This is a genomic window from Stenotrophomonas sp. YJH_SMC_127, assembly GCF_059372445.1.
In genome coordinates this window covers 354,318-380,323 of the sequence record NZ_JCAFVO010000002.1, presented here as the reverse complement: position 1 = coordinate 380,323, position 26,006 = coordinate 354,318, and the positions used below count along the sequence as shown (strand labels likewise).

Sequence of the window (26,006 nt, the reverse complement as noted above, 5' to 3'; positions counted from 1 at the left end):
CAGGGGCTCCCTCCTGCTGCTGGAGAACGTGATGCTCGGCCACCGTCTGTCGATATGCCTGCTGGCCTGCCTGCTGTTGCTGGGCGGTGCATCGGCGCGGGCGGGCGACGTCGGCTTCGCCGGCGTGCTGCCCAATGGCGCACTGCTGCAGCAGAAGGTGGAAAGCATGCAGGAACGGCGCTACCGCAACGTGGTGCGGCAGCACACCGATTACAGCTGCGGGGCGGCCGCACTGGCAACCATCCTGCGCCATGCCTATCACCTGCAGACCGACGAAGCGACCGTGATCGAAGGAATGATGGGGGTGTCCGATCCAGCGCTGGTGGCCGAGCGTGGTTTCTCGCTGCTCGACATCAAGCGCTACGTGGAATCGCTGGGCATGCGCGGGCGCGGCTATCGTATCGATGAAACACGCCTGCGCACGCTTCGCGTTCCCGGTCTTGTGCTGATGGACGTGCGCGGCTTCCGCCACTTCGTGGTGCTCAAGCAGGTGCGCGACGGTGTGGTCGAGGTGGCTGATCCCATCCTCGGCAACCGCAGCCTGGCGCTGCCTGAATTCCTCGCTGCGTGGCCATCGCGTGCCGTCTTCGTGGTGATCGGCAGCGATTTCGATCGCAACACGGTCCTGCTGCAACCCAGCGAACGGCCCAGTGCCCGCGCGCTCTACGCGCGACAGGGGCCGATCACCGATGCCGAACTGGTCGACTTCGGCTTCAGCCACGCCGACCTGTTCTGAAGGAGGTTCCGCCATGTTCCGTCACCGCCTGTTGATGGTCCTGCTGCTGGCCTGCCCCGCCCTGCCCCTGCAGGCGGCGGACGCGGCGCCCGGGCGCGGCCTGAAGGAAATCCCGGATCCCGAACTGAACCTGATGCGGGGCCGCTACACCGTGGGCGGCAATACCGTCGCCTGGTTCGGGGTGACGATGGTCTCGCGGTGGCAGGCCAGCAACGGAAGCGTGTTGCAGGGTGCGTTGACCCTGGGCATGGACTTCCGCGGCGGCGGCAGCCCGAAGATGAGCTTCCAGCCCAGCGTGCACGTGACCGCCGCAGATGCGCCGCTGCCGGACACGCAGGGTCGCCACATCGACAGCAGCGGCCTGGCCAACGCCAGCGGCGTGGTGCAGAGCGTGCAGGTGGCCGGCGATGGCAACGTCGCCCGCAATGCCACCACGCTGGTGGTACGCAATGGCGCGGTGCCGGCCCTGCCGGGTGACGGTGCCCATTCGATCAGTGCACACGCCGCAGGCGTCTCGGCCTCTGCGGTGCTCGACGGCAACCAGGCACGCCTGCTGTTGCAGGTAGATGGCCAGGGCCTGGTCCAGCAATGGATACGCAACGGCAGCGTCGGCCAGGGCATCGCCCTGGCCGGTGACGGCCAGATCGCCAGCAACCAGCTGCGGCTGGAGCTGGTGCGGGATACCGCGGGCGGCAACCTGCCGTTGAGCCAGAACGTGGCCCAGGCGATTGCGATGAACCGCGGCATGGGGCCGGGCCGGTAGCACCACGGCACGGCGTTGGGGGAAGCGTTCCACAACGCAGGACACGAACATGCACACCCTGATGAGGATCACCCCGTTGGCGCTGGCGGCGCTGGCGGGCACCGCCTTCGCCGCGCCACCCGCGGCGGACGATGGCGCCGACGTGCAGGCACTGGCCAACCAGCTGGAGCAGCTGAAATCCAACTACGCACAGGAAGTGCGGCGGCTGCGCGAACTGGACATGCAGGTACAGGCGATGCAGGCGCGGCTGAGTGGGAAGGTTGGTCCGATGGCCCCGTCTACGACTGCGCCCGTCGAGCATGGCTCGACCCTACAGACGTCGCCGGGCAGCGAAGGCTATGCCAGCAGTGCCGCCGAGGCGCAGCAGGCAAAGCAGGAATCGCGGCGCAGCGTGGATGATGTGAAACAGCAGCAGTCGGCGCTGTTCTCGCGCCGCTTCACCGTCGAGAACAGCCTCACCTACGCCCGCTACGACCGCAAGCAGCTCACCCTCAATGGCTTCCTGGCGCTGGATGCGATCTTCCTCGGCAACATCGCCATCGAGAACGTCGAGTCCGATTCGCTCACCTACAATCTGGCCGCGCGCTGGGGCGTCAGTCCGAACCTGACGCTCAACCTGGACGTGCCATACCTGGCGCGGCGCACCGTCTACCAGAAGGGCGGTGCCGGCGGTGCGGCGGCCGCGATCGCGCAGGAACAAACCAATGGCAACGGCCTGGGCGATATCGGCCTGAGTGCGAACTACCGCTTGTTCGGCGAGCGCGGCTGGCGCCCGGAAGCCGTACTCACCGCCGGAGTGACCGCACCCACCGGGCGTGCACCTTACGGCCTGGACTGGAAGGTGATCGAGCGCGATGACGATGACTACATCCGCTTCGCCGTGCCCAAGGAACAACCGACCGGCAATGGTGTGTGGCAGGCCAACGTCGGGCTGTCGGTGGTCAAGACAGCCGATCCGGCGATCCTGTTCGCCAACCTCGGCTACGTGCATTCGTTCCCGCGTGGTTTCAGTGACATCGACAGCAACCCCGACACGGTCAACCCGGGTGACGTGAAGCTCGGCGGCTCGGTCTACTTCGGCGCCGGCGTGGCCTTTGCGTTCAACGAGCGCACCAGTCTCAGCCTGTCCTTCAGCGACCGCATCAGCGCCCGTGCTTCCACCCGTTTCCAGGGCGGAAAGTGGATGAAAGTGATTGGCAGCGACGCCAACGCGGCGTCACTGAATCTGGGTGTGACGTACGCGCTCAACCAGCACACCACGCTGGTGACCCTGCTGGGCATCGGGCTGACCCCGGATGCACCGGACTTCACGCTGGCGTTCAAGATCCCTTACATGCTCTGACCCGCCCGATCCGGCGACGCTGTGGCCGACAGCCCCTCGCCGCCGGATGGCGCTACCCACGCGCAGGCCCTGTGTGTGCTCCAGGGCAACGCGCCAGCGCTGGCGACGACGGCGATGATCATCAGTTCCGCCGTATTCACGCCGCACCTTCACGGTGATCCCACCGCATTCTCCGTCGATTCCGCCAATCCGGCGGCGGCGCCATTTCCTACTCTGGCCCCACGGTGAAGCCCAGGCCGCTGCAGGCAACGCACCGTGACACTGGATACCACGCACTTCCACCCTTTCGCAGGAGCAGGACATGGCATTTCCAACCGCGGTAAACGACCAGATCACCGATTCGGTCACCCAGGCCAACACCAAGGTGCTGGGCGACGCGCCCGCCGTGGCAGTGGGCAATCTGTACCAGGCCACCGCACAGGCGCTGGCCAACGCCGCCCACAACGCCACCAACGCGCAGCAGCAGTCCTACGTCACCGCGCAGTCGGCCACCACCATGGGCGTGGCCACCCTGTACTCGATCGATACCGCCACCACGGCGGTAGCGAGCAAGGAAATCCTCAGCACCCGCGTCCGCGGCCTGGGCTCCTGATCTGTCGTTCCATCGCTGACCCGCCAACCTCAAGGAGATCGACATGGCATTCCCGACCGCTGTAAACGACCAGATCACCGATTCGGTCACCCAGGCCAACACCAAGGTGCTGGGCGACGCGCCCGCCGTGGCCATGGGCAATCTGTACCAGGCCACTGCGCAGGCGCTGGCCAACGCCGCCCACAACGCCACCAATGCGCAGCAGCAGTCCTATGTGACGGCGCAGGCGGCCACCACCATGGGCGTGGCCACGCTGTACTCGATCGACACCGCCACCACCGGCGTGGCCACCAAGCAGATCCTCGGCGCGTGATGCGCCGGCAGGCGAGGAGCTGAGCCATGGCATTTCCCACGGCCGTCAACGACCAGATCACCGACTCGGTCAGCCAGGCCAACCTGCAGGTGCTGGGCGTGGCGCCTGCCACGGCAATGGGCACGCTATACCAGGCCACCGCGCAGGCGCTGGCCAATGCCGCCCACAACGCGACGCTCGCCCAGCAGCAGATGTATGTCACGGCGCAGGCCGCGACCACGATGGGCGTCGCGCTGCTCTACGCCGTCGATACCGGCGCCACCGGCGCCGCCACCCGGAAGATTCTCGGCTGATTCCATTGAGTGCCGGCAATCTCCGTTCCTGTAGTGCTGTCCACCCTAGGAGCTTCCACCATGGCATTTCCCACCGCCGTCAACAGCCAGATCACCGATTCGGTCTCGCAGGTCAACACCAAGGTGCTTGGTGATGCGCCGGCCATCGCAATGGGCAACCTGTTCGTGGCCACCAGCCAGGCGCTGTCCAACGCCGCGCACAACGCCACCAACAACCAGCAGCAGTCCTACGTGACCATGCAGGCGTCGACCACCCAGGGGGTGTCCACGCTGTATGCGATCGACACCGCCTCCAACGGCGTGGCCACCCGCGAAATCCTGGGCCTGCGCTGACGTGTCGGCCCGGCGTGACGCCAACCACCGCGCCCCCGCCCAGGGCGGCGTCACGTCGGGCCCCTGATCGATGGCCGCATCGCCCGCCACCGGCTACCTGCTGGCAACCACCAGCGCCGGATCCGGTGTGGCGATCGCCCTTGCCCCCTCGTTCGCGATGTCCGCCACCTACCTGGCGATGGCCGACAGCCTCGGCCTGGCAATGCAGAACGCGGTGGCCAACCAGCAACGCGGCCAGGTGACCGCCGGCGCAAGCCTGGCCCAGGTCCTGGCCCTGATCATCCAGAAGGGAGCCGTTCCGTCATGAGCAGTGAGAACACCGTCAACAGCCAGATCGTCGACAGCGTCAGCGCCGCCTCGACGCTGCTGGTGGCCCAGGGTCCGGCGCAGTCCTTCAGCATGCTGGACATGGTGATGCTGGAGACGCTGGGCACCGCCATGCACAACGCCGTCGCGCGCCAGCAGGGTGCAGGCATGGTCAGCAACGCAGCGGTCACCGCCACCTGCGCGAAGATGATCAACGCTCCCTGGCCGGTGCCGCCACCCGCTCCGGAACCCCCTCCGCCGCCACCGCCGCAGGTCATCCCCCTGCCCGGCCCGGTGCCGGCGCCCCCTTCGCCTGCGGCGGTGATCGCCGCGGCCACCGCAGAAGGAAAGACCGCCATCAGCGTCCTGCAGGCACAGACCCACGGTGCCACTGCCGACGCTGCGGCCGCTACCAGCAGCCTGCATGCACTCCAAACGCTTGCAGGCAATGCGGCAGCGCCCGCGCCCGGTCCTGCGCCCGACCCCGCGTCCGGTCCGGATCCGGACGCAGGTCCCGCCCAGGATCCCGCGCCAGACTCCCCTTCCCCTTCCCCGGCGGACGACGCTGACGCCGGGGCCTGACAGACTGCAGGCCGCCTGCGGCCCCACCCGCCCATCAAGGAGCCCGTATGGACCCGAGCAACGTCAACGCCCAGATCATCGATGTGATCAACCAAGTGCAGACGGCCACCATGTCAGCGACCGTCGTGACGACCAGTGGTGCCGGCAAGGCCTACCAGTCGGTGGCCCAGTCTGCGGCGATCGCCGTACAGGATGCCGCCGACGCCCTGCGCAATGTCTCAACCATCGCGACCACCGCGGCCGGCGTGGCCATGGCCCAGTACCTGGCGACGGGGGACGAAAAGTACGCAAGGGTGCTCACGCAGGCGCAGAACATGATGCAGGGGGCCACCGCCGACTTCAACCGCGTCGGCAATGCCGCTGCGACCGTCCTCAAGGAATTTCCGGCCCAGTGAGGCCGCCAGGAGATCCACGCATGAGCATTTTCATTGCCGGTCGTTCCATCCCCCAGGCCAACCTGATCAGTCAATCCTGCAGGCATGTCCTTCAGTTCATCGACGGCGGCGAGCACTGGTTGAAGTGGGCCATGGAATCGCATGAGCACCGCTACGCCTTCTCCGACGAGGGCACGATGCTTGATGGGGTGCAACAGGGCCTGCACGGTTCGCGCATGACATGGTTGCCGCGCACCGGGTTGCAGATCGGTCCGGTCAAGCTGCTCAGCCTTGGTGCCAGCGACCTCGGTGCCCTGCGCAACATGGAGTTTGATGACGAGACACGCCTGTCGCACAACGAGGCACAGCGAGTGCTGGAAAAACACCGGCTGCTGACCAACGCCGAGCTCGGCGCCTCGCGCGCGTTCCTGGCTTCGATCGGCGCGGCCGACGCACCCCTGCTGCAGCAGCTGGACTTTCGCGAATCGGTGGCGCTCCACCACGTGGCCCGTGAGGTGGACATGTCCGCAGCAGGGCGCGACGACCTGGCCGCCGCTGCCGGCTTCGCGCTGCTGCACGCGCGCAGGCCCATCGAGTTTGCCGACTACTTCCGCTTCTACCAGCGGGTGAGCGCAGGGGGTGGCAGCCGCGAGCATCGGCTGGCGCGTGCCACCCGTGCGTTGCAGCAGGTGCTGCCGATCCTGTTCGGCTTCCTGGACGGGCCGCAGCTGCCACAGTTGCCGTCGCCAGAGCAGGTGCGCGAGGCGATCGACGCAAGCCTGGCCGCGAACCGGCAGATCGGCTACGCCCGCATCTCGCTGGCCGCCCAGCAGATGGCGGCCTGCTTCGACGACGAACCCGACCTGCTGCAGGATGACAGCCGGTTGCGCGAGGCCGCGCGGTGGCAGCTGCGCGATGCGCAGGAATTCCTCAACGAACATCCGGTTTCCCGTGGCCGGCTCGGCCAGGACGGTGCCAGCGTGCAGTTCGCGATCGATGGTTCCAGAGCGAAGGCGCTGATACAGGTGGAGGACAATGTGATCACCCTGCAGGATTACCGCCGAACCCGCCGCTACCTGGGCGATGAAGCGCGAGTGGATTATCAGAAGGATGCAGTGTGAACCCGGCTCCGGCGCCAGATGGCGATGGCGTGCAGGCAGCAACAGAGGCCTTTGCTTCGGCAGCCGGCGCGGCCGTTGCTGCCGGACGCCTGGCGGCCCGGCAACAGGCGCAGAAGATCCTGGCCGATGCCCAGGCGGCATTGCGCCACATCCTGGGGGAGCGCAGTGACGGTGTTCCCCCCTCATCCCCAGCAGGAGCACCGACGATGACCTTCCCGACCCCGCTTCCCGGCAAGCCCACTCCCGCCCATCCGGCGGGCAGAACCCCGATGGAGATCGCCCAGGAACTGGCGGACGCCGCAATGGCTGCCAGTGAAGAAGGCATCCGCACCGCGATGAAGGTTTCGCAACGCGCGGTCGAGGCCGCCGCCGAGGCCGCGCGATGCGCGGACGAAGCGGCCGAACAGGCCGTGCAGCGCGCTGCTGAAGCCAACGCGCGCTGACGCTGCGTCCGCCATCCCAACGCCCCGGGCAGGCCCGCGCCTGCACCGGGGCGTTGCTTTTACTGGTGCGGGCTTCGCCGGTAGCTGCGCGGGCTGACCCCTACCGCGCGCCGGAAGCTCTTTTCGAAGTGGCTCAGGTCACCGAAGCCGACCTGCAGTGCGACATCGGTAATGCGCAGGCGCTGCCCATCCCGCAGCAGCTGCTTGGCGTGCTCGATGCGCAGTTGCTGCAGCAGCAGCTTGAACGTCGTGCCCAGCTCGCTGCGGAACAGGAATCCCAGGTGTGACTGGCTCACATGGGCCTGACGGGCAAGGTCGCCCAGCGTGAGCGGCTCCGCGGCATGGTCCTTCAGGTAGGCCAGGGCGCGTTTCAGGCCGTCGTGCAGGCCTTCATGCGCTGCCCGCGGCGTATCCGGCTGCGCGGGCGCAGGACCGACGGTCTGCTCAACCGCGGGCAGCCGTTGCGGGGCGCGCCCGGCATCGCTGGCAACGTGGCCTGCAGCCAGATCCGGCGCGTGGCGTGCGAGATCCTCACGACGGATGCATCGGCCACCGGTCATCACCGCCAGCCGGACCACCACCCGCTCCATTTCCAGCAGATTGCCGGGCCAGTCGTGCGCGCACAGGGCTTCCAGCACATCGTCGCCCAGCACGCGGGGATTGAATCCATGCAGCTCCAGCGAACGCGCCGCCAGCGCGCCGATGTCCTCCACCCGTTCGCGCAGCGGTGGAATATCCACGGTCAGGAACTCCAGCCCAGCCAGCAGGGCGCGCGAGAACTGCTTCTCTCTCACCCGTTGTTCCAGGTCCGCGCTGGTCGACGCGATCACCCGTATCGGGCCGGCCGCCAGCGCTTCAGCATGAGCGGCAGGCAGCCCACGCATGCGATGTGACAGCTGCCCCTGCAGCGGCACCGGCAGTTCGTCGACTTCGTGGAAGTACAGCGTGCCGCCCTGTGCGCGCGCGAACCAGTCGCTGGCTTCGCCCAGCGGGTGAACACAGTTCACCTCCACAAACGGGCCCTGCCGGGAAGGGCCGCCACTGTGCAGGGCGGCGGCCAGCTCCATCTTCTCGGTACCAAACTCGCCGCGCAGCAGGACCGGCAACGGGCTGGCCGCCGCGCGCTCCACGAATTCATCCATCTGCTTCAGCGCCTCGCCGGCGCCGACCAGCAACAGCGGCCGGCTCAATGCCTGTTCGGCCCAGGCCTTGGCTTCGTAGCGCTTGATCAGATGCGCGCAACGCTGGGCAAACTGCTCCCCCAGCGCCAGGGCACTGCCATCCAGCCGGCCCTTCTCGCCTTCCAGGTGCAGCTCACCCAGCACCTCGCCGCCATAGCGGATGGGAACCCGCTGCAAGGAAACCTCTTGCCCGGACGCAGCTGGCAACCCCGCAGCCGTCCCTGCCACCGCACCACGCAACCGCACTTGGCCACCCCGCATCACCTTGTGCTGGGACAGCTCCTTCACGAACGCGCCCAGCAGTTCGGGCAATGACGGATAGGGCCGATAAGCGCGCTGCAGCATCTCACTGACTTGCCTGTGCATCGAAACTCCCCTTTGGAATGGCGACCCGATGCATCTGCAACGGGCGATCTCGCGATGCAGGCCCTCCGGCATCATCGCGGGATGCTGCGACGTCCACGCCGCATGCCGTACCCGCTGGTCGCACCGCTGGTGCCGTGCACGCTGCCCGCTCCCGCAGTGCCGGGAACTGCCATCGCTGCTGGAGGTCGGCAAGGCGGACGTCGTCCAGGCCGGGGTCGTGCGCCACAGGGCGGCACTGCCTGTGACGCGGCGCTCCCTGTGTTCCGGCCATCGCGTCCCTGGATTATGGGAAACGAGTTTCCAGAAAATAAGCATGATAATGACGTGAATATCCGCGCCGGATATTTGTCGCCCGCGTTTCCGTGCGCGGCGCACTGCAAAGCAGGTGAAGGCAAGGCGCCGGGATTCCATCCACGCTGATGATCAACGCGTGTGAGCGAACCAGGGACGGGCACGTATTGCGCCGCCGTGACGGCTGCACCGCCTGCTCGCCCAGGCCCGCAGGCCACCGCGCCTGCCTGCCGCGGCGCCGCCCCCGATCAATGACCCATCGACCAGCAGAAGATTGCGCACCACGCACGGGTGGCATGCCTTCCGCTGCACCTGGCCTGTCGGCATACTCGCGCTCCCGACCGCAGCACGATCAAGGAGATCGACCGCATGGACCGCACCCCGCCACCCGTGCCCCCCAGGAACTACCTGATGTGGGCCATCCTGAGCATCATCGCCGGCTTCTGGCCGTTCGGCATCGTCGCCACCGTCTACGCCAACCGCAGCACGTCATTGGTCGCCAGCGGCCAGATCGGCGCGGCCACCGAGGCTTCGCGCAAGGCGCTGCGCTGGATGATCGCCTCCTTCGTCACCCTGCCACTGTGCCTGGCACTGATGATCGGCTATGCCCTGATCGCGCGCGGCATGGCCTGAAAGCCTGCCGTCGCCGTCGCGCCATGATGAATGGCAGGCGCGCGCGGCGGTGGCGGCGGCCCATCCCGCTCCTCTATAGTCAGTCCAGCTCGGCAGGCATGGTGCCTGCCCTCGAATCACAGGGAGTTGGACATGGGTCTGGTACAGGCGGTGAAGGGTGCGGTGGGTGGTGTGCTGGCCGACCAGTGGAAGGACTTCTACACCGTGCCCACGGGCCTGCCCTCGACGGCGGCCCTGTTCGCGGCGGTACCGCGCGGCACCAATGCCGGCCGCGGCTCCAATACCAGCGGCTCGTCCAACATCATCACCAACGGCTCGAAGATCATCGTGCCGGAGGGCTACGGCCTGCTGCTGTTCCAGGACGGCGCGATCACCGCGTTCGTCGCCGAACCGGGTGGCTACGAGTGGCGTTCGGATGATCTGAACTCGCAGTCGATCTTCGCCGGCGACGGCCTGGTCAGCACGTTCATCAAGCAGAGCTGGGAGCGCTTCAAGTTCGGCGGCCAGCCGGGTTCGCAGCAGGCGGCGTATTTCGTGTCGCTGAAGGAACTGCCGGACAACCGCTTCGGTACCCAGTCGGAAATCTACTGGGACGACGGCTTCCTCAACACCCAGGTGGGTGCGGTCACGCGCGGCTCCTACACGCTGAAGATCGTCGACCCGATCCTGTTCGTGAAGAACTTCGTGCCGGCCAGCTACCTGCAGCCGGGCCAGGTGTTCGACTTCACCGACCTGGACAACGCCGCCGCCAGCCAGCTGTTCAATGAAGTGGTCGGTTCGCTGGCCCCGGCCTTCAGCCTGTACACGAACGACCCGGGCAAGGGCAACCGCATCACCAAGCTGCAGCAGGATTCGCTGGGCTTTGCACAGAGCCTGTCTGCCGCCGTCGAGCAGGGCTACCAGTGGAAGTCCGACCGCGGCCTGGCCATCGTCAAGACCGCCATCGTCTCGATCGAGTACGACGCCAACACCCGCGAACTGCTGAAGACCGTGCAGCGCGCCGATGCCCTGTCGGGTTCGCGCGGCAATTCCAACCTGCAGGCCAGCGTCGCCCAGGGCATCCAGTCCGCCGGCGAGAACGGCGGAGCGGCTGGCCTGGTCGGTGTCGGCATGGCCTCGGGCATGTTCGGTGTCGGCGGCATGCAGCAGCCGGTCGCCCCGGCTGCCGACGACCCGGTGGCCAAGCTGAAGAAGGCCAAGGAAATGCTGGATCTGGGCCTGATCACCCAGGGCGACTATGACGCCCTGAAGGCCAAGGCACTGGGCCTGTAACAGCGGGACGCACAACGAACATGTCCGATCCCCGAAACGGCCCGCCGCCGCTGCCCGGATCCGCGCCCGCGACGCCGCCGCCCTTGCCGGCGGCGTCGTTGGATGGGCCCGGTTCGCCGCAGGACGTCCCTCCCCTGCCCGGCAGCTTCCCGCTGGACACCTCGAAACTGCCACAGGCCATCCGTGATGAAGTGGAAGCGCCCGACCCGGTGGCCATCGATACGTCGGCCAGCGAGCTGAAGGACGGCCTCAACCGCTGCCCGAAGTGCGGTGCCACCGACATCCGGCCCAAGGCCGGCACCGACATCCTGGTCTGCCTGTACTGCCGTCACGAATGGCATGGCGCACGCGTCGAGGAAGAGTTCGGCCTGGGCGAGGCCATCGACCAGCTGCGCGGTACGGTCATTGCCTCTGGCGCACGTGACATCGACGCCGACACCTCGGCACTGATGACGTTCAAATGCACCGGGTGCGGCGCTGAAGTCACGGTCAATACCGAGAGTACGATGACGGCGCGCTGCCACTGGTGCCGCCATGTGTTCGGCGTCAACGAGCAGATCGCCAACGGCGCGGTGCCCGATGCAGTGCTGCCCTTCCATATCAGGAAGGACGATGCGGTCGCGCGCATCCGCCAGTTCGTCGACAAGCGCCGCATGTTCGCGCTGAAGGCATTCAAGGACCAGTTCACCCCGGAAAACGTGGTGGGCGTGTTCCTGCCCTACATGATCGTCGACAGCAATGTCAGCGCGGCCGTGGCCGGCAAGGGTGAGATCCAGACCCGGCAGTACACCGTGGGCAGCGAGAAGAACAAGCGCACCCTGTACGACGCCGATGTCTACCAGGTCGAGCGCCAGGTCGACTTCACGGTCGATGACCTGCCACTGGAATCCTCGGCCGAGCGCGGGAATCTCGATACCCGCGCCAACACCAACAACATCATCAACACCATCCTGCCGTTCGATACCAAGAACGCGGTGAAATGGAACGCCTCGTACCTGGCCGGCTTCACCTCCGAAAAGCGCAACCTGGATGTGGAAAAGCTGCGGCCGCGGCTGGAAGACCAGCTGCTGTCGATCGCCCGCGCACAGCTGGAAGGTTCGGTAAAGCGCTACAACCGTGGCGTGCGTTGGGAACAGGAGCAGCTGGAGGTGCATGGCACCCGCTGGGTGTCGATGTACCTGCCGGTGTGGTTGTACTCCTACCACCAGCCCGGCAAGAACGGCGGCATGCTGCACTACATCGCGGTGAACGGCCGTACCGGCGAAACCATGGGCAGCGTGCCCGTGCAGCAATGGAAGATGCTGCTGGCGGCACTGGCCACCGGCACCGTCATTGAAGCCCTCGCAATTGCCATCCTGGTGGCATCGACATGAGCGACGACAGTGGCCTCTGGCTGTTGGCGGCAGGTCCGGCCGGCGCAACCGCGCTGTACTGGGCGCTGTACCGCTATTACCGCAACACCGACAAATCGCACTCCTTCGAGCACGAGACCGCCATCGAGGCCAAGCCGGTCACCGGCTCGGACCAGCAGGTAGGCCGGGTTACCGGCACCGAGGAAAAGCGTATCCGCGGTGACAATGTGTATGAGTACCGGAAACGGGTGGTCAGGGTAAAGCCCGACCCGTAGCGCCAGGCCCTGCCTGGCTGCGGGTAGTGCCGGCCGCTGGCCGGCATTCCTTCGGTTCCTGGGTGCCAAGTGGGAGCCGGCCAGCGGCCGGCACTACCCTTCGCTGGGCTGCCGCCGCGCACACCCTCACACCGTCTCCCGCCCCACCGGTTCGATACTCGCGCGGTCCACCCTTCCGAGGATGCTGCAATGGCTGCCGTGCTCGGCCGTACCTGCCTGTCCGCGTTGTGCTGCCTGGCCCTGCCCGCCCTGGCCCAGGACGCCTCGTTCGGCTTCGGCGAACAGACCACCCACACCGACCAGACCACGCAATCCAGCAGCACCCGGACCCAGAGCAGTGGCGCGGTGACCACCCAGACCACCACCAGCGGGAGCTCGCAGTCCGGGTCACGCAGCGAAAGCAAAGAGATCGACGTGGGCTTCGGTTTCCACGACGACAACGACGACTGGGGCCACGACCGCCACCGTGGCGGCCGCGATGTGCGCGACAGCGATCTGTTCGGCAGCTGGACGCTGGGCCAGGAGAACGGCAACACCTGCTCCATCGAGCTGAAGAACATCGAGTGGTTCGGCGGCTACAGTGCCTACGTGCCCGCCGGCTGCCCGGATGGCTTCTTCTCGGCCAACCGTTGGGTACTGTCGGGCAACCAGCTGCTGCTCACCGACACCAGCAACACCGTGTTCGGGCGCTTCCGCGCGTCAGGCGGTGGGCGCTGGACGGGCTACCGTGAATCGGATGGGGCGCGTTTGTACCTCAATCCCAAGGGGCACTGATCGCGCCGTGCACGCAATGGGCACGCGCTGATCGGGAAGATCAGGCGTCCGCCCCGCCCCGCCGCCGAAATGTCCGCTCCCACCGGTTCCCGTCTGGTCATCTATGCCGCCCTCGCGGGCAACCTGGCCATTGCCATCGCAAAGTTCATCGCTGCCGGCATCTCCGGCAGCTCGGCCATGCTCAGCGAGGGCGTGCATTCGCTGGTCGACACATTGAATGAACTCCTGCTGCTGTACGGGCTGCGCCGGGCCGGCAAGGCGCCAGACCCGGTACATCCATTCGGCTATGGCCGCGAGCTGTACTTCTGGAGCTTCATCGTCGCCCTGCTGGTGTTCGCCGCTGGCGCCGGCGTCTCGGCGTACGAGGGCATCCAGCACATCCGCCGGCCGGAGCCGGCCACCAACCACGCGTTGAGCTACAGCGTGCTGGGCATTTCCATCCTGTTCGAGGGGGCCTCCTGGTGGGTGGCGCTGCGCGAGTTCCGGCGTACCAAAGGCAGACTGGGCTACTTCGAAGCCTTCCGCCGCAGCAAGGATCCTTCCACCTTCACCGTACTGCTGGAAGACAGCGCTGCGTTGCTCGGGCTGGGCTTCGCGTTGATCGGCCTGGTGGCCGCGCAGGTGCTGGATATGCCGGTGCTTGATGGTGTGGCGTCGCTGTGCATCGCCGGCGTGCTGGCCGCAACCGCCTTCCTCCTGGCCCGTGAAACCAAGGGCTTGCTGGTTGGAGAGCCTGCCCACCCTGCGGTGGCCGAGCGGATCATGGCGGTGGCCGAAACCGATCCGGACCTGCGTCGCGCGAACGGCGTGACCACCATGCAGATGGGACCGGAACAGGTCGTGGCCATGCTCAGCGCCGAGTTCGAGGACGATCGGCAGACCCCACAGATTGAAGCCTGCATCACCCGCATCGAAACGGCGGTAAAGCGCGAGTATCCGGAGCTGGTGGCACTGTTCATCAAGCCGCAGACGCCCGAGGTCTACGCCGCCCGGCGCGCCACGCTGGCGGCACCGTCCGCGCCGGAATGACGCTGCGTCTGCGCCCGTTTCACCAGTCCAATGCCACAGTGCCACCAACATCTGCCCGAGCCTGCCTCTACCGTGCCGGATTGGTTGCCCGCCTCTCTTCAGATCCTCCCGCGCAGTTTCTACCGGCGCCCGCCCGTCGAGGTTGCGCCCGAGCTGCTCAACAAACTTCTGGTCCGTGACGATGGCCGAACGGGTCGCATCGTTGAAGTCGAAGCGTACGCGGGCAGCGTCGATCCGGCGGCGCACTCCTATCGCGGGCAGACGCCGCGCACGGCCAGCATGTTCGGTGAGGCCGGCCACCTGTATGTCTACTTCACCTACGGCATGCACTGGGGCAGCAACGTGGTCTGCGGAGAGGTCGGTGAAGGCGTGGCGGTGCTGCTGCGGGCCGTCGAGCCGCTGGCGGGCCTTGAGCGCATGCACGAGCTGCGCCCCGCCGCGCGCCGGGACCACGATCTGGCCAGCGGCCCCGGCAAGCTCTCGCAGGCATTCGGGCTGGACCGCAGTTTCGACGGCGCCGACCTGGTGACTGGCGGTCATGGCATCGCGATCGCAAGCGATGGGACCCCGCCTCCGTCCGACCCGGTAATTGGTCCACGCATCGGCATCACCCGCGCTGTCGATTTCCCTTGGCGCTGGCACATCCGTGACAATCGTCACGTATCGATTCAGCCACGGCGTACTGCCGCCCCTGCGAGGAAACGATGATGACCCCGCTCGACAAACCACTGCGACGCGAACTGGACATCGATGGCCGGCCCCATACCCTCACTGTGGACCCCGAAGGCCTCAAGCTGGTCGAAAAGGGGCGACGCAAGGGCATCACGCTACGCTGGCAGGACCTGGTATCCGGCGATGCCGCACTGGCCACCGCCCTGCAGGCATCGCTCCAGCAACACTGAGCGGGCGCGGCCACCTCACATCGGCATCACTCCGCCATGGCGATACATAACGCCGTGCGCACTAGCGTAGCGCCAGCCAGCCGCCGCAACCGCCCTCGCCACCCAGCCCTGAAAAGCGCCATGGACGAAGCCGAACGTCTGCTCGAAATCGACCGACTGCACCTGCTGGATACGCCCCCCGAGCCGGTGTTCGATGCGATCGTCGCCGCCGCCCGTGCCGCGACCGGCATGACCATGGGACTGATCACCGTGGTGGCCGAAGACCGGCAGTGGTTCAAGGCCAATATCGGGCTGGAGGGCGTCACCGAAACGGCCCGCGAGATCTCCTTCTGCACGCATGCGATCCGCCACGACGAGCTGTTCGAGATACCCGACGCGCGCCAGGACCCTCGCTTCTCGACCAATCCCCTGGTGACCGCCGGGCCGCGCATCCGGCACTACGCCGGCATCCCGCTGGGCTCGGCCCATGGTGCACGCATTGGCACGCTGTGCCTGCTCGACCCGATGCCCGGCGTGCTGTCCCCCTCCCAGCGCGAACTGATGGTGCATCTGGCGCGGGTCACCACCCAGGTGCTGGAACAGCGCAGTACCCTGATGGCGCAGGTTGGCCAGGCGAAAGCGCTGCATCGCGAGCTGAAACGCAGCGAAGACTTCCTGGAGCGGACCAACCGCGCCGCCCGGGTGGGCGGCTGGGAGATGGACCTGGTCACCAACGAAGTGCGCTGGACCCGCGAGACCAAGCAGCTGCACGGGGTGCGCAGCAACTTTGAACCGACGCTCGACACCGCGCTGTCGTTCTATCGCGAAGACAGCCGCAACATCATCCGCGCGGCCGTGCAGCGTTGCATCGACGAAGGCACGTCCTGGGAGGTGCAGCTGCCAATGACCACCGCCGACGGGCGCGCGATCTGGACCCGGGTGGTCGGCAGCCGGCAACAGGTCGACGGCCATCCACGCCTGGTCGGGGCGATCCAGGACATCACGGACGAGCGAGCCGCGCTCGACGCGCTGGAAGCGAGCGAGACCCGCTACCGGCGACTGTTCCACTACAGCCTGGGCCTGATCTGCACCCACACGCTGGACGGGACATTGACCTCGGTGAATCCCGCGGCGGTGCAGTCGCTGGGCTTCGAGGAAAGCCAGATGGTCGGGCGCAGCCTGTGCGACCTGATGCCACCGGAAAAACGCGAGGGCTTCAAGGCCTACCTCGCTCGGATCCAGGCGAACCACACCGACGCTGGCGTGATCGAGCTGATTGCCGCCGACGGTACGCGCCACTACTGGGCGTACCACAACGTGCTCGACAGCGAGGCCAGCCCGCCCTACGTGCTGGGGCATGCACAGGACGTCACCGCGCTGAGGATGCAGGAGCAGCAGCTGCGCGAAATGTCCTTCAAGGATCCGCTCACGCAGTGCTACAACCGGCGTTACCTGCACCGGCTGGATGAACTGATTGATGAGCGCTGGGCCTGCGTGATGTTCGATCTGGACCACTTCAAGCACATCAACGACACCCAGGGCCACCGCCGCGGCGACGCCGTCCTGGTCGAGTTCGCCACCTTCCTGCGCTCGCCACTGGGCAAGGAGGAGACGGTGGTGCGGCTGGGCGGCGACGAATTCATGGTGGTACTGGTCGCGCCCGCGGATGGCCGGTTGAGCGAACTGGAGCACTGGTACCAGGACCACGCTGCGCTGTCGCCCAGCGCTTTCTCGATGGGTGCAGCCATCAACACGGCCGGTGAGCCCGTGGCCGACACCATCCAGAAGGCGGACAGCCGCCTCTACCGGACCCGCGCGCGCGTGCGCCGCGAGCGGCGCGAAGGCCCTGCCGCGCGTTGATCACGCCGCCCGCACCGTCACCCACGTCGGCGCGTGGTCGCTGGCCTTCTCCTGCAGACGCACCCAACGGTCGACGCCAGCGTCCTTCAGTCGCTCCGCCAGTACGGGATTCAGCAGAAGATGATCGATGCGCAGCCCACGGTCGCGCTCCGCATGTTGGCGGAAATAGTCCCAGAAGGTGTAGATCGTGGCGTCGCCGTGCACCTTCCGCAGCGCATCGGTCCAGCCCTGCGCGAGCAGCCGCTCGAAGGCATCGCGAACCTCGGGCTGGAACAGCGCATCGCGCCGCCAGGCCTTGGGATCATAGACATCGGCGTCTGTGGGAATCACGTTGAAATCACCCAGCAGCAGCGCCGGGTGCGGCAGCTCGACCAGGCTGCGTGCATGCCGGATCAGGCGTTCCATCCAGCGCAGCTTGTAGTCGAACCTGGGTCCGGGCTGCGGGTTGCCGTTGGGCAGGTAGAGGGCACCCACGATGACGCCGTGCACCACCGCCTCCAGGTAGCGACTCTGCGTATCCTTGGGTTCGCCCGGCAATCGGCGGCGGCTCTCGACCGGCATGGTCCCCCGGGCCAGCAGCGCCACGCCGTTCCAGCGCGCCTCACCTTGCCAGAGCGCACCGTACCCAGCCTCCTCCAATGACGCAGCCGGAAACGCCGCGTCGGTCGCCTTCAGTTCCTGCAGGGCAACCACGTCCGGCGATTCCCTGTGCAGCCAGTCCAGCAGCTGTGGCAGGCGCGTGCCGATGCCGTTGACGTTGAACGTGGCAATACGAAGCGTCTTGCGTCGGGCCATGCAGGAAGCCTCCTCGGTGCCGGGAATGAGCATTCACTCTGCGCGCCCGGGCATGCACGAGCCGTGGATGCCACGTCATGATGCGGTGCCATTCGTTTCACGAACCGCTGCCACGCGCGACAGCAGGCTGGTCACCCGTGAACAGTGCCGGAGAAGCCCATGGCGGTGCGTCCACTGCGCGCCATCTACCAGATCGACCCCTACCTGTTCCGCGACAGCGACGGCCGCGGCTGGGGCACGCTGGATGGCATCACGGAAAAGCTGGACTACCTGCAGTGGCTTGGCATCAGCCATGTCTGGCTGCTGCCGTTCTACTGCAACGCCGGCCGCGATGGTGGCTACGATGTCACCGATCACTACCGTATCGATCCACGCCTGGGCGACCAGGCCGCGTTCCAGCGCCTGGTCGATGCCGCCGACGCACGTGGCATCGGCATCATCGTCGAACTGGTGATGCAGCACACCGCCAGCGCGCACCCGTGGTTCGTCGCCGCGCAGCAGGGTGACCCGGCCTGGCGCCGCTGGTACCTGTGGAGCGACCACATGCCTGACGACGGCCTGCAGCCGATGTTCCCGCCGATCGAGGCCTCTGTCTGGACCTGGGATGCCGAGGCCGGCGCGTTCAACCGGCACATGTTCTACCGGCACGAGCCAGACCTCGACCTGGCGCATGCGCCGGTACGCGAGGAACTGCTGCGGGTAATGACGTTCTGGCTGCAGCACGGCGTGGCCGGCTTCCGCGTCGACGCGGTACCGTACATGGTCGAGCGCGCCCGCCACGCGGACCCGCGCGACGACGGGCTGTGGCTGCTGGAGGCGATGCGCGCCACGGCAGACGCGCAGCAACCAGGGCTGCCACTGATCGGCGAAGCGGATGTCCGCGCGTCCCACTACGGTGACTTCCTGTGCCACGGGCGGCGGCTTTCGCACCTGCTGGATTTCCACCTCAACAATCATTTCTTCCTGGCACTGGCACGCGGCGATGCCAGCGAAGTGGCGCGGGTCATGGCCGAGTACGGCCCGCACGCGCCGCCGGACACACGCATTGCCTGGCTGCGCAACAATGATGAACTGGACCTGGAGCAGCTGGAGCCGGATGAGCGCGAAGCGGTGATGGAACGCTTCGCTCCTGAGCGTGGCATGCGCATCTATGGCCGTGGCATCCGCCGCCGGCTGGCACCGATGCTGGAGGGCGACATCGCATGGCAGGCCATGGCCTGGGCGGCGCTGCTGTCGCTGGGCCAGGTGCCGGTGATCCGCTATGGCGAAGAGATCGGCCTCGGTGATTGCCTGGAGCTGCCCGAACGCAATGCCGTGCGCATGCCGATGCACTGGCATAACGGCCCAGGGGCTGGGTTCACCGACGAACCGCGGCATGCCTGGCGCGCGCCACCGGCAGACGGCCCCTACGGTTACCGCACGGTGAACGTCGAGGCGCAACGCGCGACGCCAGGTTCACTGCTGCTGCGGGTGCGCGAGCTGCTGCAGCAGCGCAATGCACATTCCGTGCTGCAGCAGGGTCCTCACACGCTCGACCCACCCTCACCTGCGCTGCTGATGCTCCGCTACGGTGAGGCACCTCCTCAGGCACTGGCACTGATCAACTTCGGCGACGAGCCGGTCGAGGTGGACGTGCCCCTGCGCGGCCCGCTGAACACGCTGGTGGGCCACGGCGCCAAACTGCAGGGTCGCCGCTGTTACCTGCAGGGCCATGGCTATGCATGGCTGGCTGCCGAGGGTGCCTGAGTGCGCAGCGCAGGCAGTACGTGTTCGGCGAAGTCGTCGATGAAGCGTTCCTGCTCGCGGTTCACGTTGTGCAGGTAGATGCGATCGAACCCCAGGGACTGCAGCTCCTGCAGCCAGGCCCGATGCTGGCCCAGGTCTGCCGAGACATACACGTGCTCACGCACCACCTCGGCGCTGACCGATCGGGCCTGTGCTTCGAACTGTTCGGGCTGGTCCAGGCCTTCAGCCAGTTCCGGCGGCAGCACGTTGGCGCTCCACTGCTCCATCGCACCTTCCAGCGCCGCCTGTTCGGCGCGCGCGTAGGAGAGCTTGGCCTGCAGGTACATCGGCTTGCCCCTGCCACCGCCGTCCTCAAACGCCGCCACCACACGCCGCAACTGCGCCAGTGGCTGGCTGATGGTGATCAGGCCATCGGCCCAGCCCCCCATCCAGCGTGCGGTTTCCTCGGTGACGGCCGCCCCCAGCAGCGGCAGGGGAAGCGCCGGGCGACTGTAGAGCCGTGCCTGGCGCACCCGGAAGCCACCGTCGTGGTCGACCTGCTCGCCGCCCCACAGCCGCCGCATCACCTCGGTCGCATCGCGCAATGCCTTCTGCCGCTCGCGCTTGGCTGGCCACGGCTGGCCGGTGATGCGCTCGTTCAGGGCCTCGCCGGTACCCAGCGCCAGCCAGATCCGGCCCGGCGCCAACTGCTCCAGCGTCGCCGCTGCCTGTGCCACCAATGCCGGGTGCTGGCGCAGCATCGGGCAGGTCACCATGCCCAAGGTCAATGCGCTCTGCACCGCCAGCGCGCCGGCCCATACCCAGCTGTGGCCGGACTGCCCTTGCGCGGTCGTCCACGGGTGGAAATGGTCCGAGCACATCAAAGCCTCGAATCCCGCCTGTTCGGCGCGCAGCGCCAGGCCCAGCAAGGTGGCGGGCGGGAACTGCTCGTGCGATGCGTGGTAGCCGATGGTCATCACGGATTCCGTGCGGGGACTGGACACGATGGCAACACCCCTCCAGCTAAAACGGCGTCATGGAAACGAACACTTCCTGCATCGGGCATCGACGCTGGGCTATCGCCGAAGGCTACATTCCAGCCTGGAGCAACGGCCCGTCGCCGGAGATGCAGAGTCACGAAACCTGCTGCGTCCTCAATGCCGGCAACGAGGACGCGCATGTCACGCTGACCCTCTACTTCGAGGACCGCGATCCGGTGGGTCCCTACCGGATCACCGTGCCAGCACGACGCACCTGCCACCTGCGCTTCAACGACCTGCAGGATCCGGCGCCGGTACCACGCGGCACCGGCTTCGCCACCCTCATCGAATCCGACCAGCCGATCATCGTGCAGCACACGCGGCTGGATTCACGGCAGCCGGCCAACAGCATCATGACCACGATCGCCCATCCCTTGTGAAGCACCGTGCGCAGTCGTCCACGCTGCCACGACACCGCGCCCTCCGGCCGTTTACCCGCGCCGAGCGAGACTGCCGCCAGGTTCCCTTTCGGAGAGTGACGATGGCCCTGCCCGACTACCCACGTCCGCCCTTCCCGGCGCAGCAGCAATCCTTCCCCGGCAAGACCGCGCAGATGCAGCCGCGGCCGGACCACGGCGAGGACAGCTACCGCGGCCATGGCCTGCTGCAGGGCAAGAAGGCACTGATCACCGGCGGTGACAGCGGCATCGGCGCAGCGGTGGCCATCGCTTTCGCGCGCGAGGGTGCCGACGTCGCCATCGCCTTTCTTGATGGCGAGCAGGACGACGCCCGCCATGTGCAGCAGCAGATCGAACAGGCCGGGCGCAAGGCCGTGCTGGTACCGTGTGACATCAGCGACCCGGCGCAGGCGCGCTCGCTCGTCGACCGCGTGGCCAGCGAGCTGGACGGTCTCGACATCCTGGTCAACAACGCGGCCTACCAGCGCTACTACGAGCACTTCGACGACATCACCCTGGATGACTGGAAGCGGACGTTCGATACCAATGTCCATGCCGTGTTCAATCTGACGCGGTTGTGCGTGCCACACCTGCGCGGTGGCGGCGCGATCATCAACACCGCATCGGTCAATTCCAAGCGACCGACCCCGAACATCCTTCCGTACTCTGCGACCAAGGGCGCCGTCGCCAACCTGACGCTGGGGCTGGCGGGCCTGCTGGCCGAGCACCAGATACGCGTCAACGCCGTGCTGCCCGGCCCGATCTGGACACCGTTCATCCCGGCAGGCATGGCCGCCGAAGAGGTCGAGCAATTCGGCTCGCAGACGCCGTTCGGCCGACCCGGGCAGCCCGCGGAACTGGCCTCGGCCTACGTGATGCTGGCTTCGGACAGCGCCAGTTATACCTCCGGTGCCTTGCTGACCATCTCCGGCGGCGCGGCAACGCTGTGACCGCCCATGGCCGGACTGCCTGCCTGGATCGCGGATTGGCTGCTGGTGGTGGTACCGGTGGCCGAGGTGCTGGTCATTCTCGGGGTGGCCTGGCTGATGGTGCGTGCACTGGCGTGGCTGCTCGTGCAGGCCCGGCAGCGCGGCAGGCTGGCTCCAGAGCTTCATGTGGGCCTGCGCCGCGGCGGTGCTTTGCTGCTGTATCTGGCGGCTGCGCTGCTGATACTGGAGCGGCTGGGCGTTTCGCGCTCGGTGCTGTGGACCGCGCTGACCGGGTTCATGGCGGTCGGTGCGGTGGCGTTCTTCGCCGCATGGAGCGTGTTGTCCAACCTGTTCTGTTCGTTCCTGATCGTGGCTACGCGCCCGTTCCGCATCAACGACACGATCGAAGTGCTGGAAAGCGTGGACAAGCCGGGCCTGTGCGGCCAAGTGGTGGACATCAACCTGATCTACACCACGCTGAGTGACCGTGGCGAAGGCGCGCGCGGTTGTCTGCTGCGCGTGCCGAACTCGTTGTTCTTCCAGCGCATCACCCGGCACTGGGGTGACAGCGGCTATTCGCAGCTGCCGGGAAGCGTGGCGATCAAAGGCAAGGCGCGCTGAGTCGCTGTAGCGCCGAGCCCATGCTCGGCTCGCTGCGCGCGGCGCAGGGCGCATCGCGGTCTGAACGGAGAGCAGCCGAGCGTGGGTTCGGCTTTACACGTGCCATAGCAGGCGAGCCTACTCCGCCGCCAATGCCTCGATCGGGTCCAGCTGCGCGGCATTGCGGGCCGGGAAGTAGCCGAAACCCAGCCCGATTGCAGACGAACATGCCAGCGCGGCGAGCACCGGCCCAGGCGTGAACAGGAACGGCACGCCCAGTGACAGCAGACTGGACAAGGCCCCCACGCCCAACGCGGACAACACGCCCAGCACCCCACCGAACAGGCAGATCAGCACGGCCTCGATCAGGAACTGGCGCAGGATGTCGCCCTGCCTCGCCCCCACCGCCAGCCGCACGCCGATCTCGCGCACGCGCTCCTTCACCGACACCAGCATGATGTTCATCACGCCCACGCCGCCAACCACCAGCGCCACCGCCGCGATCGCCGAAACCAGCGCCGCCATGGTCTGGCTGGATTTCATCACCGCCTTGCGGATCTGGTCCGAGTTGTAGATGAAGAAATCGCGACGCCCATGCAGCCGCTCCAGCTCGGCGCCCAGCGAGGCCTCGGCGGCATTGGTGGGTACGTTGTCGCGTACGCGCACGGTGATGCTCTCCAGGCGCTGGCTGCCCAGCAGCCGGGAGGCAGCCGACGTATAGGGAACGTAGACGGTTGGCGTGGCCCCACCGGCGAGTGCATTGGCACCCACCACGCCGATCACCTCGACCGGCATGCCGCCCAGCAGCACCGTGCTGCCGACGGGGTTGCCAGTGAACAGTGCCTTCGCTGCCTTCTGGTCGACCACGCCCACTGCCCGATGCGCCTCCACCTCGGGATCGGTGAAGAACCGGCCGGCCCTCAGGCGCAGCCCGCGCACGCGCGGCAGATCGGCACCGGCGCCCAGCACCTGCGTATTGGCTCGTCGGCCGCCCTGCAGTGCTGCTACCGAACCGCTGAGGTTGGGGCTGACACTGTCCACGTAACTCAGGGCGGCCAGGTGATCGGCATCGCCTACCACCAGCGTCTCGATCTCCGCCGAGCGCGGGTCACCGAAATCGGCGCCCGGGAAGATCTCCAGCGTGCTGGCGCCCAGCTCGTTTATCTGCGCCTCGACCTGCGCCTGCGCGCCTTTGCCCAGCGCAACCACGGTCACGACCGCGGCCACGCCGATGATGATGCCGAGCATGGTCAGCAGGGTGCGCAGGCGATGGGCCAGCATCGAACGCACTGCCATGCGCGTCGCCTCGCGCACGGCATCGATACGGGCGCGCCGCTCGGTAGCCGCCGTGGATGTGCGCGCCGGTGCGTCCGAACGCTGCCGCACCGAAGGGCCTCGCTCCTGGCGATCCGCCACCACACGCCCATCGGCGATCTCGATCACCCGTGACGCGTGGGCAGCAATCGCCGCATCGTGGGTGACCAGGATCACGGTATGGCCCTGCGCATGCAGGCGCTTGAGCTCCGCCATCACCTGCCTGCCACTGGCATGATCCAGCGCGCCGGTCGGCTCATCGGCCAGCACGATCGCGCCGCCGTTCATCAGCGAGCGTGCGATGGAGACGCGCTGCTGCTGGCCGCCGGACAACTGGCTGGGCCGGTTCGCGGTCCGCTCGCCCAGGCCCAGCGTTTCCAGCAGCAGGCGGGCACGCGTGGTGCGCGCATCGGCCTCCACCCCGGCATAGACGGCGGGCAAGGCCACGTTCTCGGTGGCACTGAGGTTCTCCATCAGGTTGTAGCGCTGGAAGATGAAGCCGAAGTGCTCGCGGCGCAGGCGCGCCAGCTGGTCAGGCGACATCTGCTCGGTCGCAGCCCCCTCCACGCGGTAGCTGCCTTCGGTCGGCCGATCCAGGCAGCCCAGGATGTTCATCAGCGTGGACTTGCCCGAACCCGAGGGGCCGATGATGGCGATGAACTCGCCGGCATCGATGCGCAGCGAGACCCCCTTCAGCACCACCACCTCGCCGGCGGCCGAGCGATAGGCGCGCGATACGCCCTTCAATTCCAGCAGTGCGTCAGCCATGCTCACATCCCCAGCAGGCTGGTGGGTTCGGCATCGCCACCGCTGGGCGCCTGGCCGACCACCACGTTCTCGCCCGCTTCCAGGCCAGAGAGGATCTGCACGGCGGTGGCGGTGCGCAGGCCGGTAGTCACAGCGCGCTCGTGGGCGCGGCCTTTCGCATCGACTACCCGCACGATTGCGCCGTTGCCGTTCTTGTCGTCGGACTCGCCCAGGGCGGTCAGCGGCACCTGCAGTGCATTGGCCACGCGTGCCAGCTGGATCGTCACTTTCACCGTCATCGAAGGCTTCAGCATCAAGCCCGGATTGGCCACGTCGAACAGCCCCGCGTAGTACACCGCTTTCGGCGTCTGCGCCGATCCGCCGCTGTTGCCGCTGGCCGCGTCGGCAATCGACGACGGCGCTGGCTCAAGCTGCTGCAGGTGCGATTCATAGCGGCGCCCGCTCGGTCCCAGCGTCGAGAACCACAACGGTTGGCCGGGTGCGATCAGTTCCACGTCAGCCTCGGCGATCTCGGCGCGCACCGTCATCGTGTCCATCTGTGCCAGCATCACGATGGTCGGCGTGGTCTGCATCGAGTTCAGCGTCTGCCCCGCCTTGGTGACGATGGCCACGATGTAGCCCTCGGACGGCGACACGATACGCGTGTAGCCCAGGTTGATGCGGGCGGTTTCCACCTGGGTCACCGCCTGGTCGATCTGCGCCTGCAACGCAGCGGCATCCGCGCGCGCCGCATCGCGCGCCACACGTGCCGCTTCGAAGCCTTCCTGCGAGACCAGCCGCGACGCCACCAGCTGCGATTGGCGATCGTACGTGCGAAGGGCCTGGCGGTAGCGCGCCTGGCTGGCCGCATGTTGCGCACGCAGCGCGTTGGCGGCGGCTTCGGCACTGCGCAGGGCAATGCGCTGCGGTTGTGAATCCACTTCGGCAATCAGGTCGCCGGCCTGCACGTGCTGGCCCAGCACCACATGCAGGCGCGTGACCTGCCCGGAGACCTGCGCGCCCACGGCCACCAGTTCTTTCGGATTGACCCGGCCGACCGCCTGCACGGTCTTTTCCAGACCGGCGACCCTTGCCGGTGCGGTGATCAACGCGGCATCCTCGCCATCGGCAAACGCCCACCAGCAACCGCCGCCGGCAAGAACGGCCAGCGTTGCGGCAATGATCCAGGTCCTGCGGTTGTTCATCGAAACTTCCGGGGGTGCGTGCAGTCGCCCGGTGCGACCGCCAGGGCCGCAGTCTGGAAGCCCCAGGTGGATGTTTCTTGGAGCGGCTGTGGAGATTGGATGGAGACGCGACCGCCGTTCAGGCACCGCGTCGGCGGCTGA

30 protein-coding genes are annotated in these 26,006 nt (G+C 67.2%); 25 read left to right on the top strand and 5 right to left on the bottom strand.

From position 1 onward, the window contains the following. The first annotated feature begins 31 nt into the window (after positions 1-31). The 12 genes from AC5QAB_RS07060 (at position 32) to AC5QAB_RS07005 (ending at position 7,198) form a co-directional block, all read left to right on the top strand. Positions 32-736 (top strand): C39 family peptidase, encoded by a 705-nt coding sequence (locus AC5QAB_RS07060; RefSeq protein WP_197561232.1) that lies wholly within the window; start codon positions 32-34, stop codon positions 734-736. A gap of 13 nt (positions 737-749) precedes the next feature. Then, positions 750-1,499, top strand: a complete 750-nt coding sequence (locus AC5QAB_RS07055; protein WP_197561231.1) for a hypothetical protein — start codon at positions 750-752, stop codon at positions 1,497-1,499. Between the two features lie 49 nt (positions 1,500-1,548). Beyond that, positions 1,549-2,841: a transporter gene (locus AC5QAB_RS07050; protein ID WP_134966317.1), complete on the top strand. Its 1,293-nt coding sequence runs from the start codon at positions 1,549-1,551 to the stop codon at positions 2,839-2,841. Positions 2,842-3,142: 301 nt separating this feature from the next. Then, positions 3,143-3,433 carry a RebB family R body protein gene (locus AC5QAB_RS07045; RefSeq protein WP_005416648.1) on the top strand — a complete coding sequence of 97 codons (291 nt, stop codon included), beginning with the start codon at positions 3,143-3,145 and terminating at the stop codon, positions 3,431-3,433. A gap of 43 nt (positions 3,434-3,476) precedes the next feature. After that, a complete protein-coding gene (locus AC5QAB_RS07040) occupies positions 3,477-3,746 on the top strand; it encodes a RebB family R body protein (RefSeq protein WP_005416649.1) in 270 nt (89 codons plus the stop codon). 26 nt (positions 3,747-3,772) lie between these two features. Then, positions 3,773-4,039: a RebB family R body protein gene (locus tag AC5QAB_RS07035; protein ID WP_006446865.1), complete on the top strand. Its 267-nt coding sequence runs from the start codon at positions 3,773-3,775 to the stop codon at positions 4,037-4,039. Between the two features lie 60 nt (positions 4,040-4,099). Continuing rightward, positions 4,100-4,372 (top strand): RebB family R body protein, encoded by a 273-nt coding sequence (locus AC5QAB_RS07030; protein WP_005416651.1) that lies wholly within the window; start codon positions 4,100-4,102, stop codon positions 4,370-4,372. 70 nt (positions 4,373-4,442) lie between these two features. After that, positions 4,443-4,679, top strand: coding sequence for a RebB family R body protein (locus tag AC5QAB_RS07025; protein WP_032957589.1), 237 nt, complete (start codon positions 4,443-4,445; stop codon positions 4,677-4,679). Continuing rightward, positions 4,676-5,260 (top strand): RebB family R body protein, encoded by a 585-nt coding sequence (locus AC5QAB_RS07020; protein WP_049406879.1) that lies wholly within the window; start codon positions 4,676-4,678, stop codon positions 5,258-5,260. The genes AC5QAB_RS07025 and AC5QAB_RS07020 overlap by 4 nt, the downstream gene beginning before the upstream one ends. Before the next feature lie 47 nt (positions 5,261-5,307). Beyond that, positions 5,308-5,655 (top strand): hypothetical protein, encoded by a 348-nt coding sequence (locus AC5QAB_RS07015; RefSeq protein WP_046430815.1) that lies wholly within the window; start codon positions 5,308-5,310, stop codon positions 5,653-5,655. 20 nt (positions 5,656-5,675) lie between these two features. Then, a complete protein-coding gene (locus AC5QAB_RS07010; RefSeq protein WP_495233253.1) occupies positions 5,676-6,755 on the top strand; it encodes a hypothetical protein in 1,080 nt (359 codons plus the stop codon). Next, a complete protein-coding gene (locus AC5QAB_RS07005; RefSeq protein WP_014647259.1) occupies positions 6,752-7,198 on the top strand; it encodes a hypothetical protein in 447 nt (148 codons plus the stop codon). The genes AC5QAB_RS07010 and AC5QAB_RS07005 overlap by 4 nt, the downstream gene beginning before the upstream one ends. Positions 7,199-7,257: 59 nt before the next feature. Here AC5QAB_RS07005 and AC5QAB_RS07000 read toward each other — a convergent pair whose 3' ends face one another. Next, a complete protein-coding gene (locus AC5QAB_RS07000; RefSeq protein WP_164109337.1) occupies positions 7,258-8,745 on the bottom strand; it encodes a helix-turn-helix domain-containing protein in 1,488 nt (495 codons plus the stop codon). A 660-nt stretch (positions 8,746-9,405) separates the two neighbouring features. Here AC5QAB_RS07000 and AC5QAB_RS06995 point away from each other — a divergent pair. From AC5QAB_RS06995 to AC5QAB_RS06955, 9 genes are all read left to right on the top strand, one after another. Further along, on the top strand, positions 9,406-9,669 hold the full coding sequence (locus AC5QAB_RS06995; protein ID WP_032956532.1) for a CD225/dispanin family protein: 264 nt from the start codon (positions 9,406-9,408) through the stop codon (positions 9,667-9,669). 132 nt (positions 9,670-9,801) lie between these two features. Continuing rightward, the gene (locus AC5QAB_RS06990) at positions 9,802-10,941 is read left to right on the top strand and encodes an SPFH domain-containing protein (protein ID WP_014647262.1); all 1,140 of its coding nucleotides are present in this window, start codon (positions 9,802-9,804) and stop codon (positions 10,939-10,941) included. A gap of 20 nt (positions 10,942-10,961) precedes the next feature. Beyond that, on the top strand, positions 10,962-12,314 hold the full coding sequence (locus tag AC5QAB_RS06985) for a TFIIB-type zinc ribbon-containing protein (RefSeq protein ID WP_495233252.1): 1,353 nt from the start codon (positions 10,962-10,964) through the stop codon (positions 12,312-12,314). Further along, entirely contained in the window at positions 12,311-12,568 is a 258-nt protein-coding gene (locus AC5QAB_RS06980; RefSeq protein ID WP_014647264.1) for a hypothetical protein, read from the top strand. The genes AC5QAB_RS06985 and AC5QAB_RS06980 overlap by 4 nt, the downstream gene beginning before the upstream one ends. Before the next feature lie 189 nt (positions 12,569-12,757). Then, positions 12,758-13,342: an AprI/Inh family metalloprotease inhibitor gene (locus AC5QAB_RS06975; RefSeq protein WP_329855876.1), complete on the top strand. Its 585-nt coding sequence runs from the start codon at positions 12,758-12,760 to the stop codon at positions 13,340-13,342. A gap of 69 nt (positions 13,343-13,411) precedes the next feature. Next, the gene (locus tag AC5QAB_RS06970) at positions 13,412-14,371 is read left to right on the top strand and encodes a cation diffusion facilitator family transporter (RefSeq protein ID WP_100450112.1); all 960 of its coding nucleotides are present in this window, start codon (positions 13,412-13,414) and stop codon (positions 14,369-14,371) included. A gap of 72 nt (positions 14,372-14,443) precedes the next feature. Further along, complete coding sequence (locus AC5QAB_RS06965; protein WP_495233251.1) at positions 14,444-15,079, top strand: DNA-3-methyladenine glycosylase; 636 nt, start codon at positions 14,444-14,446, stop codon at positions 15,077-15,079. After that, positions 15,079-15,273, top strand: a complete 195-nt coding sequence (locus AC5QAB_RS06960) for a hypothetical protein (RefSeq protein ID WP_014647268.1) — start codon at positions 15,079-15,081, stop codon at positions 15,271-15,273. Before AC5QAB_RS06965 ends, AC5QAB_RS06960 begins: the two co-directional genes overlap by 1 nt. Positions 15,274-15,393: 120 nt before the next feature. Then, complete coding sequence (locus tag AC5QAB_RS06955; RefSeq protein WP_329855872.1) at positions 15,394-17,112, top strand: sensor domain-containing diguanylate cyclase; 1,719 nt, start codon at positions 15,394-15,396, stop codon at positions 17,110-17,112. Here the strand turns inward: AC5QAB_RS06955 and xth are convergent, their stop codons facing one another. Beyond that, on the bottom strand, positions 17,113-17,907 hold the full coding sequence (gene xth, locus AC5QAB_RS06950) for an exodeoxyribonuclease III (protein WP_495233331.1): 795 nt from the start codon (positions 17,905-17,907) through the stop codon (positions 17,113-17,115). A gap of 159 nt (positions 17,908-18,066) precedes the next feature. On the opposite strand from xth, the gene AC5QAB_RS06945 reads away from it, so the two are divergent. Further along, positions 18,067-19,653 carry an alpha-amylase family protein gene (locus AC5QAB_RS06945; RefSeq protein ID WP_164165661.1) on the top strand — a complete coding sequence of 529 codons (1,587 nt, stop codon included), beginning with the start codon at positions 18,067-18,069 and terminating at the stop codon, positions 19,651-19,653. Here AC5QAB_RS06945 and AC5QAB_RS06940 read toward each other — a convergent pair. Beyond that, entirely contained in the window at positions 19,623-20,609 is a 987-nt protein-coding gene (locus AC5QAB_RS06940; RefSeq protein WP_495233250.1) for a TIGR03885 family FMN-dependent LLM class oxidoreductase, read from the bottom strand. The genes AC5QAB_RS06945 and AC5QAB_RS06940 overlap by 31 nt on opposite strands. Positions 20,610-20,668: 59 nt before the next feature. On the opposite strand from AC5QAB_RS06940, the gene AC5QAB_RS06935 reads away from it, so the two are divergent. From AC5QAB_RS06935 to AC5QAB_RS06925, 3 genes are all read left to right on the top strand, one after another. After that, positions 20,669-21,052, top strand: a complete 384-nt coding sequence (locus AC5QAB_RS06935) for a sensory rhodopsin transducer (protein ID WP_014647273.1) — start codon at positions 20,669-20,671, stop codon at positions 21,050-21,052. A 101-nt stretch (positions 21,053-21,153) separates the two neighbouring features. Continuing rightward, on the top strand, positions 21,154-22,020 hold the full coding sequence (locus AC5QAB_RS06930) for a glucose 1-dehydrogenase (protein WP_012480369.1): 867 nt from the start codon (positions 21,154-21,156) through the stop codon (positions 22,018-22,020). Between the two features lie 6 nt (positions 22,021-22,026). Continuing rightward, positions 22,027-22,620 carry a mechanosensitive ion channel domain-containing protein gene (locus AC5QAB_RS06925; RefSeq protein ID WP_164109351.1) on the top strand — a complete coding sequence of 198 codons (594 nt, stop codon included), beginning with the start codon at positions 22,027-22,029 and terminating at the stop codon, positions 22,618-22,620. A 117-nt stretch (positions 22,621-22,737) separates the two neighbouring features. Here the strand turns inward: AC5QAB_RS06925 and AC5QAB_RS06920 are convergent, their stop codons facing one another. After that, the gene (locus tag AC5QAB_RS06920) at positions 22,738-24,681 is read right to left on the bottom strand and encodes a MacB family efflux pump subunit (protein WP_164109353.1); all 1,944 of its coding nucleotides are present in this window, start codon (positions 24,679-24,681) and stop codon (positions 22,738-22,740) included. A gap of 2 nt (positions 24,682-24,683) precedes the next feature. Next, positions 24,684-25,865: an efflux RND transporter periplasmic adaptor subunit gene (locus AC5QAB_RS06915; RefSeq protein ID WP_164109355.1), complete on the bottom strand. Its 1,182-nt coding sequence runs from the start codon at positions 25,863-25,865 to the stop codon at positions 24,684-24,686. Positions 25,866-26,006: the final 141 nt, after the last annotated feature.

Coding starts and splice junctions, on each gene's coding strand:
- AC5QAB_RS07060 (WP_197561232.1), top strand. CDS start 32: ATGCTCGGCCACCGTCTGTCGATATGCCTGCTGGCCTGCCTGCTGTTG.
- AC5QAB_RS07055 (WP_197561231.1), top strand. CDS start 750: ATGTTCCGTCACCGCCTGTTGATGGTCCTGCTGCTGGCCTGCCCCGCC.
- AC5QAB_RS07050 (WP_134966317.1), top strand. CDS start 1,549: ATGCACACCCTGATGAGGATCACCCCGTTGGCGCTGGCGGCGCTGGCG.
- AC5QAB_RS07045 (WP_005416648.1), top strand. CDS start 3,143: ATGGCATTTCCAACCGCGGTAAACGACCAGATCACCGATTCGGTCACC.
- AC5QAB_RS07040 (WP_005416649.1), top strand. CDS start 3,477: ATGGCATTCCCGACCGCTGTAAACGACCAGATCACCGATTCGGTCACC.
- AC5QAB_RS07035 (WP_006446865.1), top strand. CDS start 3,773: ATGGCATTTCCCACGGCCGTCAACGACCAGATCACCGACTCGGTCAGC.
- AC5QAB_RS07030 (WP_005416651.1), top strand. CDS start 4,100: ATGGCATTTCCCACCGCCGTCAACAGCCAGATCACCGATTCGGTCTCG.
- AC5QAB_RS07025 (WP_032957589.1), top strand. CDS start 4,443: ATGGCCGCATCGCCCGCCACCGGCTACCTGCTGGCAACCACCAGCGCC.
- AC5QAB_RS07020 (WP_049406879.1), top strand. CDS start 4,676: ATGAGCAGTGAGAACACCGTCAACAGCCAGATCGTCGACAGCGTCAGC.
- AC5QAB_RS07015 (WP_046430815.1), top strand. CDS start 5,308: ATGGACCCGAGCAACGTCAACGCCCAGATCATCGATGTGATCAACCAA.
- AC5QAB_RS07010 (WP_495233253.1), top strand. CDS start 5,676: ATGAGCATTTTCATTGCCGGTCGTTCCATCCCCCAGGCCAACCTGATC.
- AC5QAB_RS07000 (WP_164109337.1), bottom strand. CDS start 8,745: ATGCACAGGCAAGTCAGTGAGATGCTGCAGCGCGCTTATCGGCCCTAT.
- AC5QAB_RS06995 (WP_032956532.1), top strand. CDS start 9,406: ATGGACCGCACCCCGCCACCCGTGCCCCCCAGGAACTACCTGATGTGG.
- AC5QAB_RS06990 (WP_014647262.1), top strand. CDS start 9,802: ATGGGTCTGGTACAGGCGGTGAAGGGTGCGGTGGGTGGTGTGCTGGCC.
- AC5QAB_RS06985 (WP_495233252.1), top strand. CDS start 10,962: ATGTCCGATCCCCGAAACGGCCCGCCGCCGCTGCCCGGATCCGCGCCC.
- AC5QAB_RS06980 (WP_014647264.1), top strand. CDS start 12,311: ATGAGCGACGACAGTGGCCTCTGGCTGTTGGCGGCAGGTCCGGCCGGC.
- AC5QAB_RS06975 (WP_329855876.1), top strand. CDS start 12,758: ATGGCTGCCGTGCTCGGCCGTACCTGCCTGTCCGCGTTGTGCTGCCTG.
- AC5QAB_RS06970 (WP_100450112.1), top strand. CDS start 13,412: ATGTCCGCTCCCACCGGTTCCCGTCTGGTCATCTATGCCGCCCTCGCG.
- AC5QAB_RS06960 (WP_014647268.1), top strand. CDS start 15,079: ATGACCCCGCTCGACAAACCACTGCGACGCGAACTGGACATCGATGGC.
- AC5QAB_RS06955 (WP_329855872.1), top strand. CDS start 15,394: ATGGACGAAGCCGAACGTCTGCTCGAAATCGACCGACTGCACCTGCTG.
- xth (WP_495233331.1), bottom strand. CDS start 17,907: ATGGCCCGACGCAAGACGCTTCGTATTGCCACGTTCAACGTCAACGGC.
- AC5QAB_RS06945 (WP_164165661.1), top strand. CDS start 18,067: ATGGCGGTGCGTCCACTGCGCGCCATCTACCAGATCGACCCCTACCTG.
- AC5QAB_RS06940 (WP_495233250.1), bottom strand. CDS start 20,609: ATGACCATCGGCTACCACGCATCGCACGAGCAGTTCCCGCCCGCCACC.
- AC5QAB_RS06935 (WP_014647273.1), top strand. CDS start 20,669: ATGGAAACGAACACTTCCTGCATCGGGCATCGACGCTGGGCTATCGCC.
- AC5QAB_RS06930 (WP_012480369.1), top strand. CDS start 21,154: ATGGCCCTGCCCGACTACCCACGTCCGCCCTTCCCGGCGCAGCAGCAA.
- AC5QAB_RS06925 (WP_164109351.1), top strand. CDS start 22,027: ATGGCCGGACTGCCTGCCTGGATCGCGGATTGGCTGCTGGTGGTGGTA.
- AC5QAB_RS06920 (WP_164109353.1), bottom strand. CDS start 24,681: ATGGCTGACGCACTGCTGGAATTGAAGGGCGTATCGCGCGCCTATCGC.
- AC5QAB_RS06915 (WP_164109355.1), bottom strand. CDS start 25,865: ATGAACAACCGCAGGACCTGGATCATTGCCGCAACGCTGGCCGTTCTT.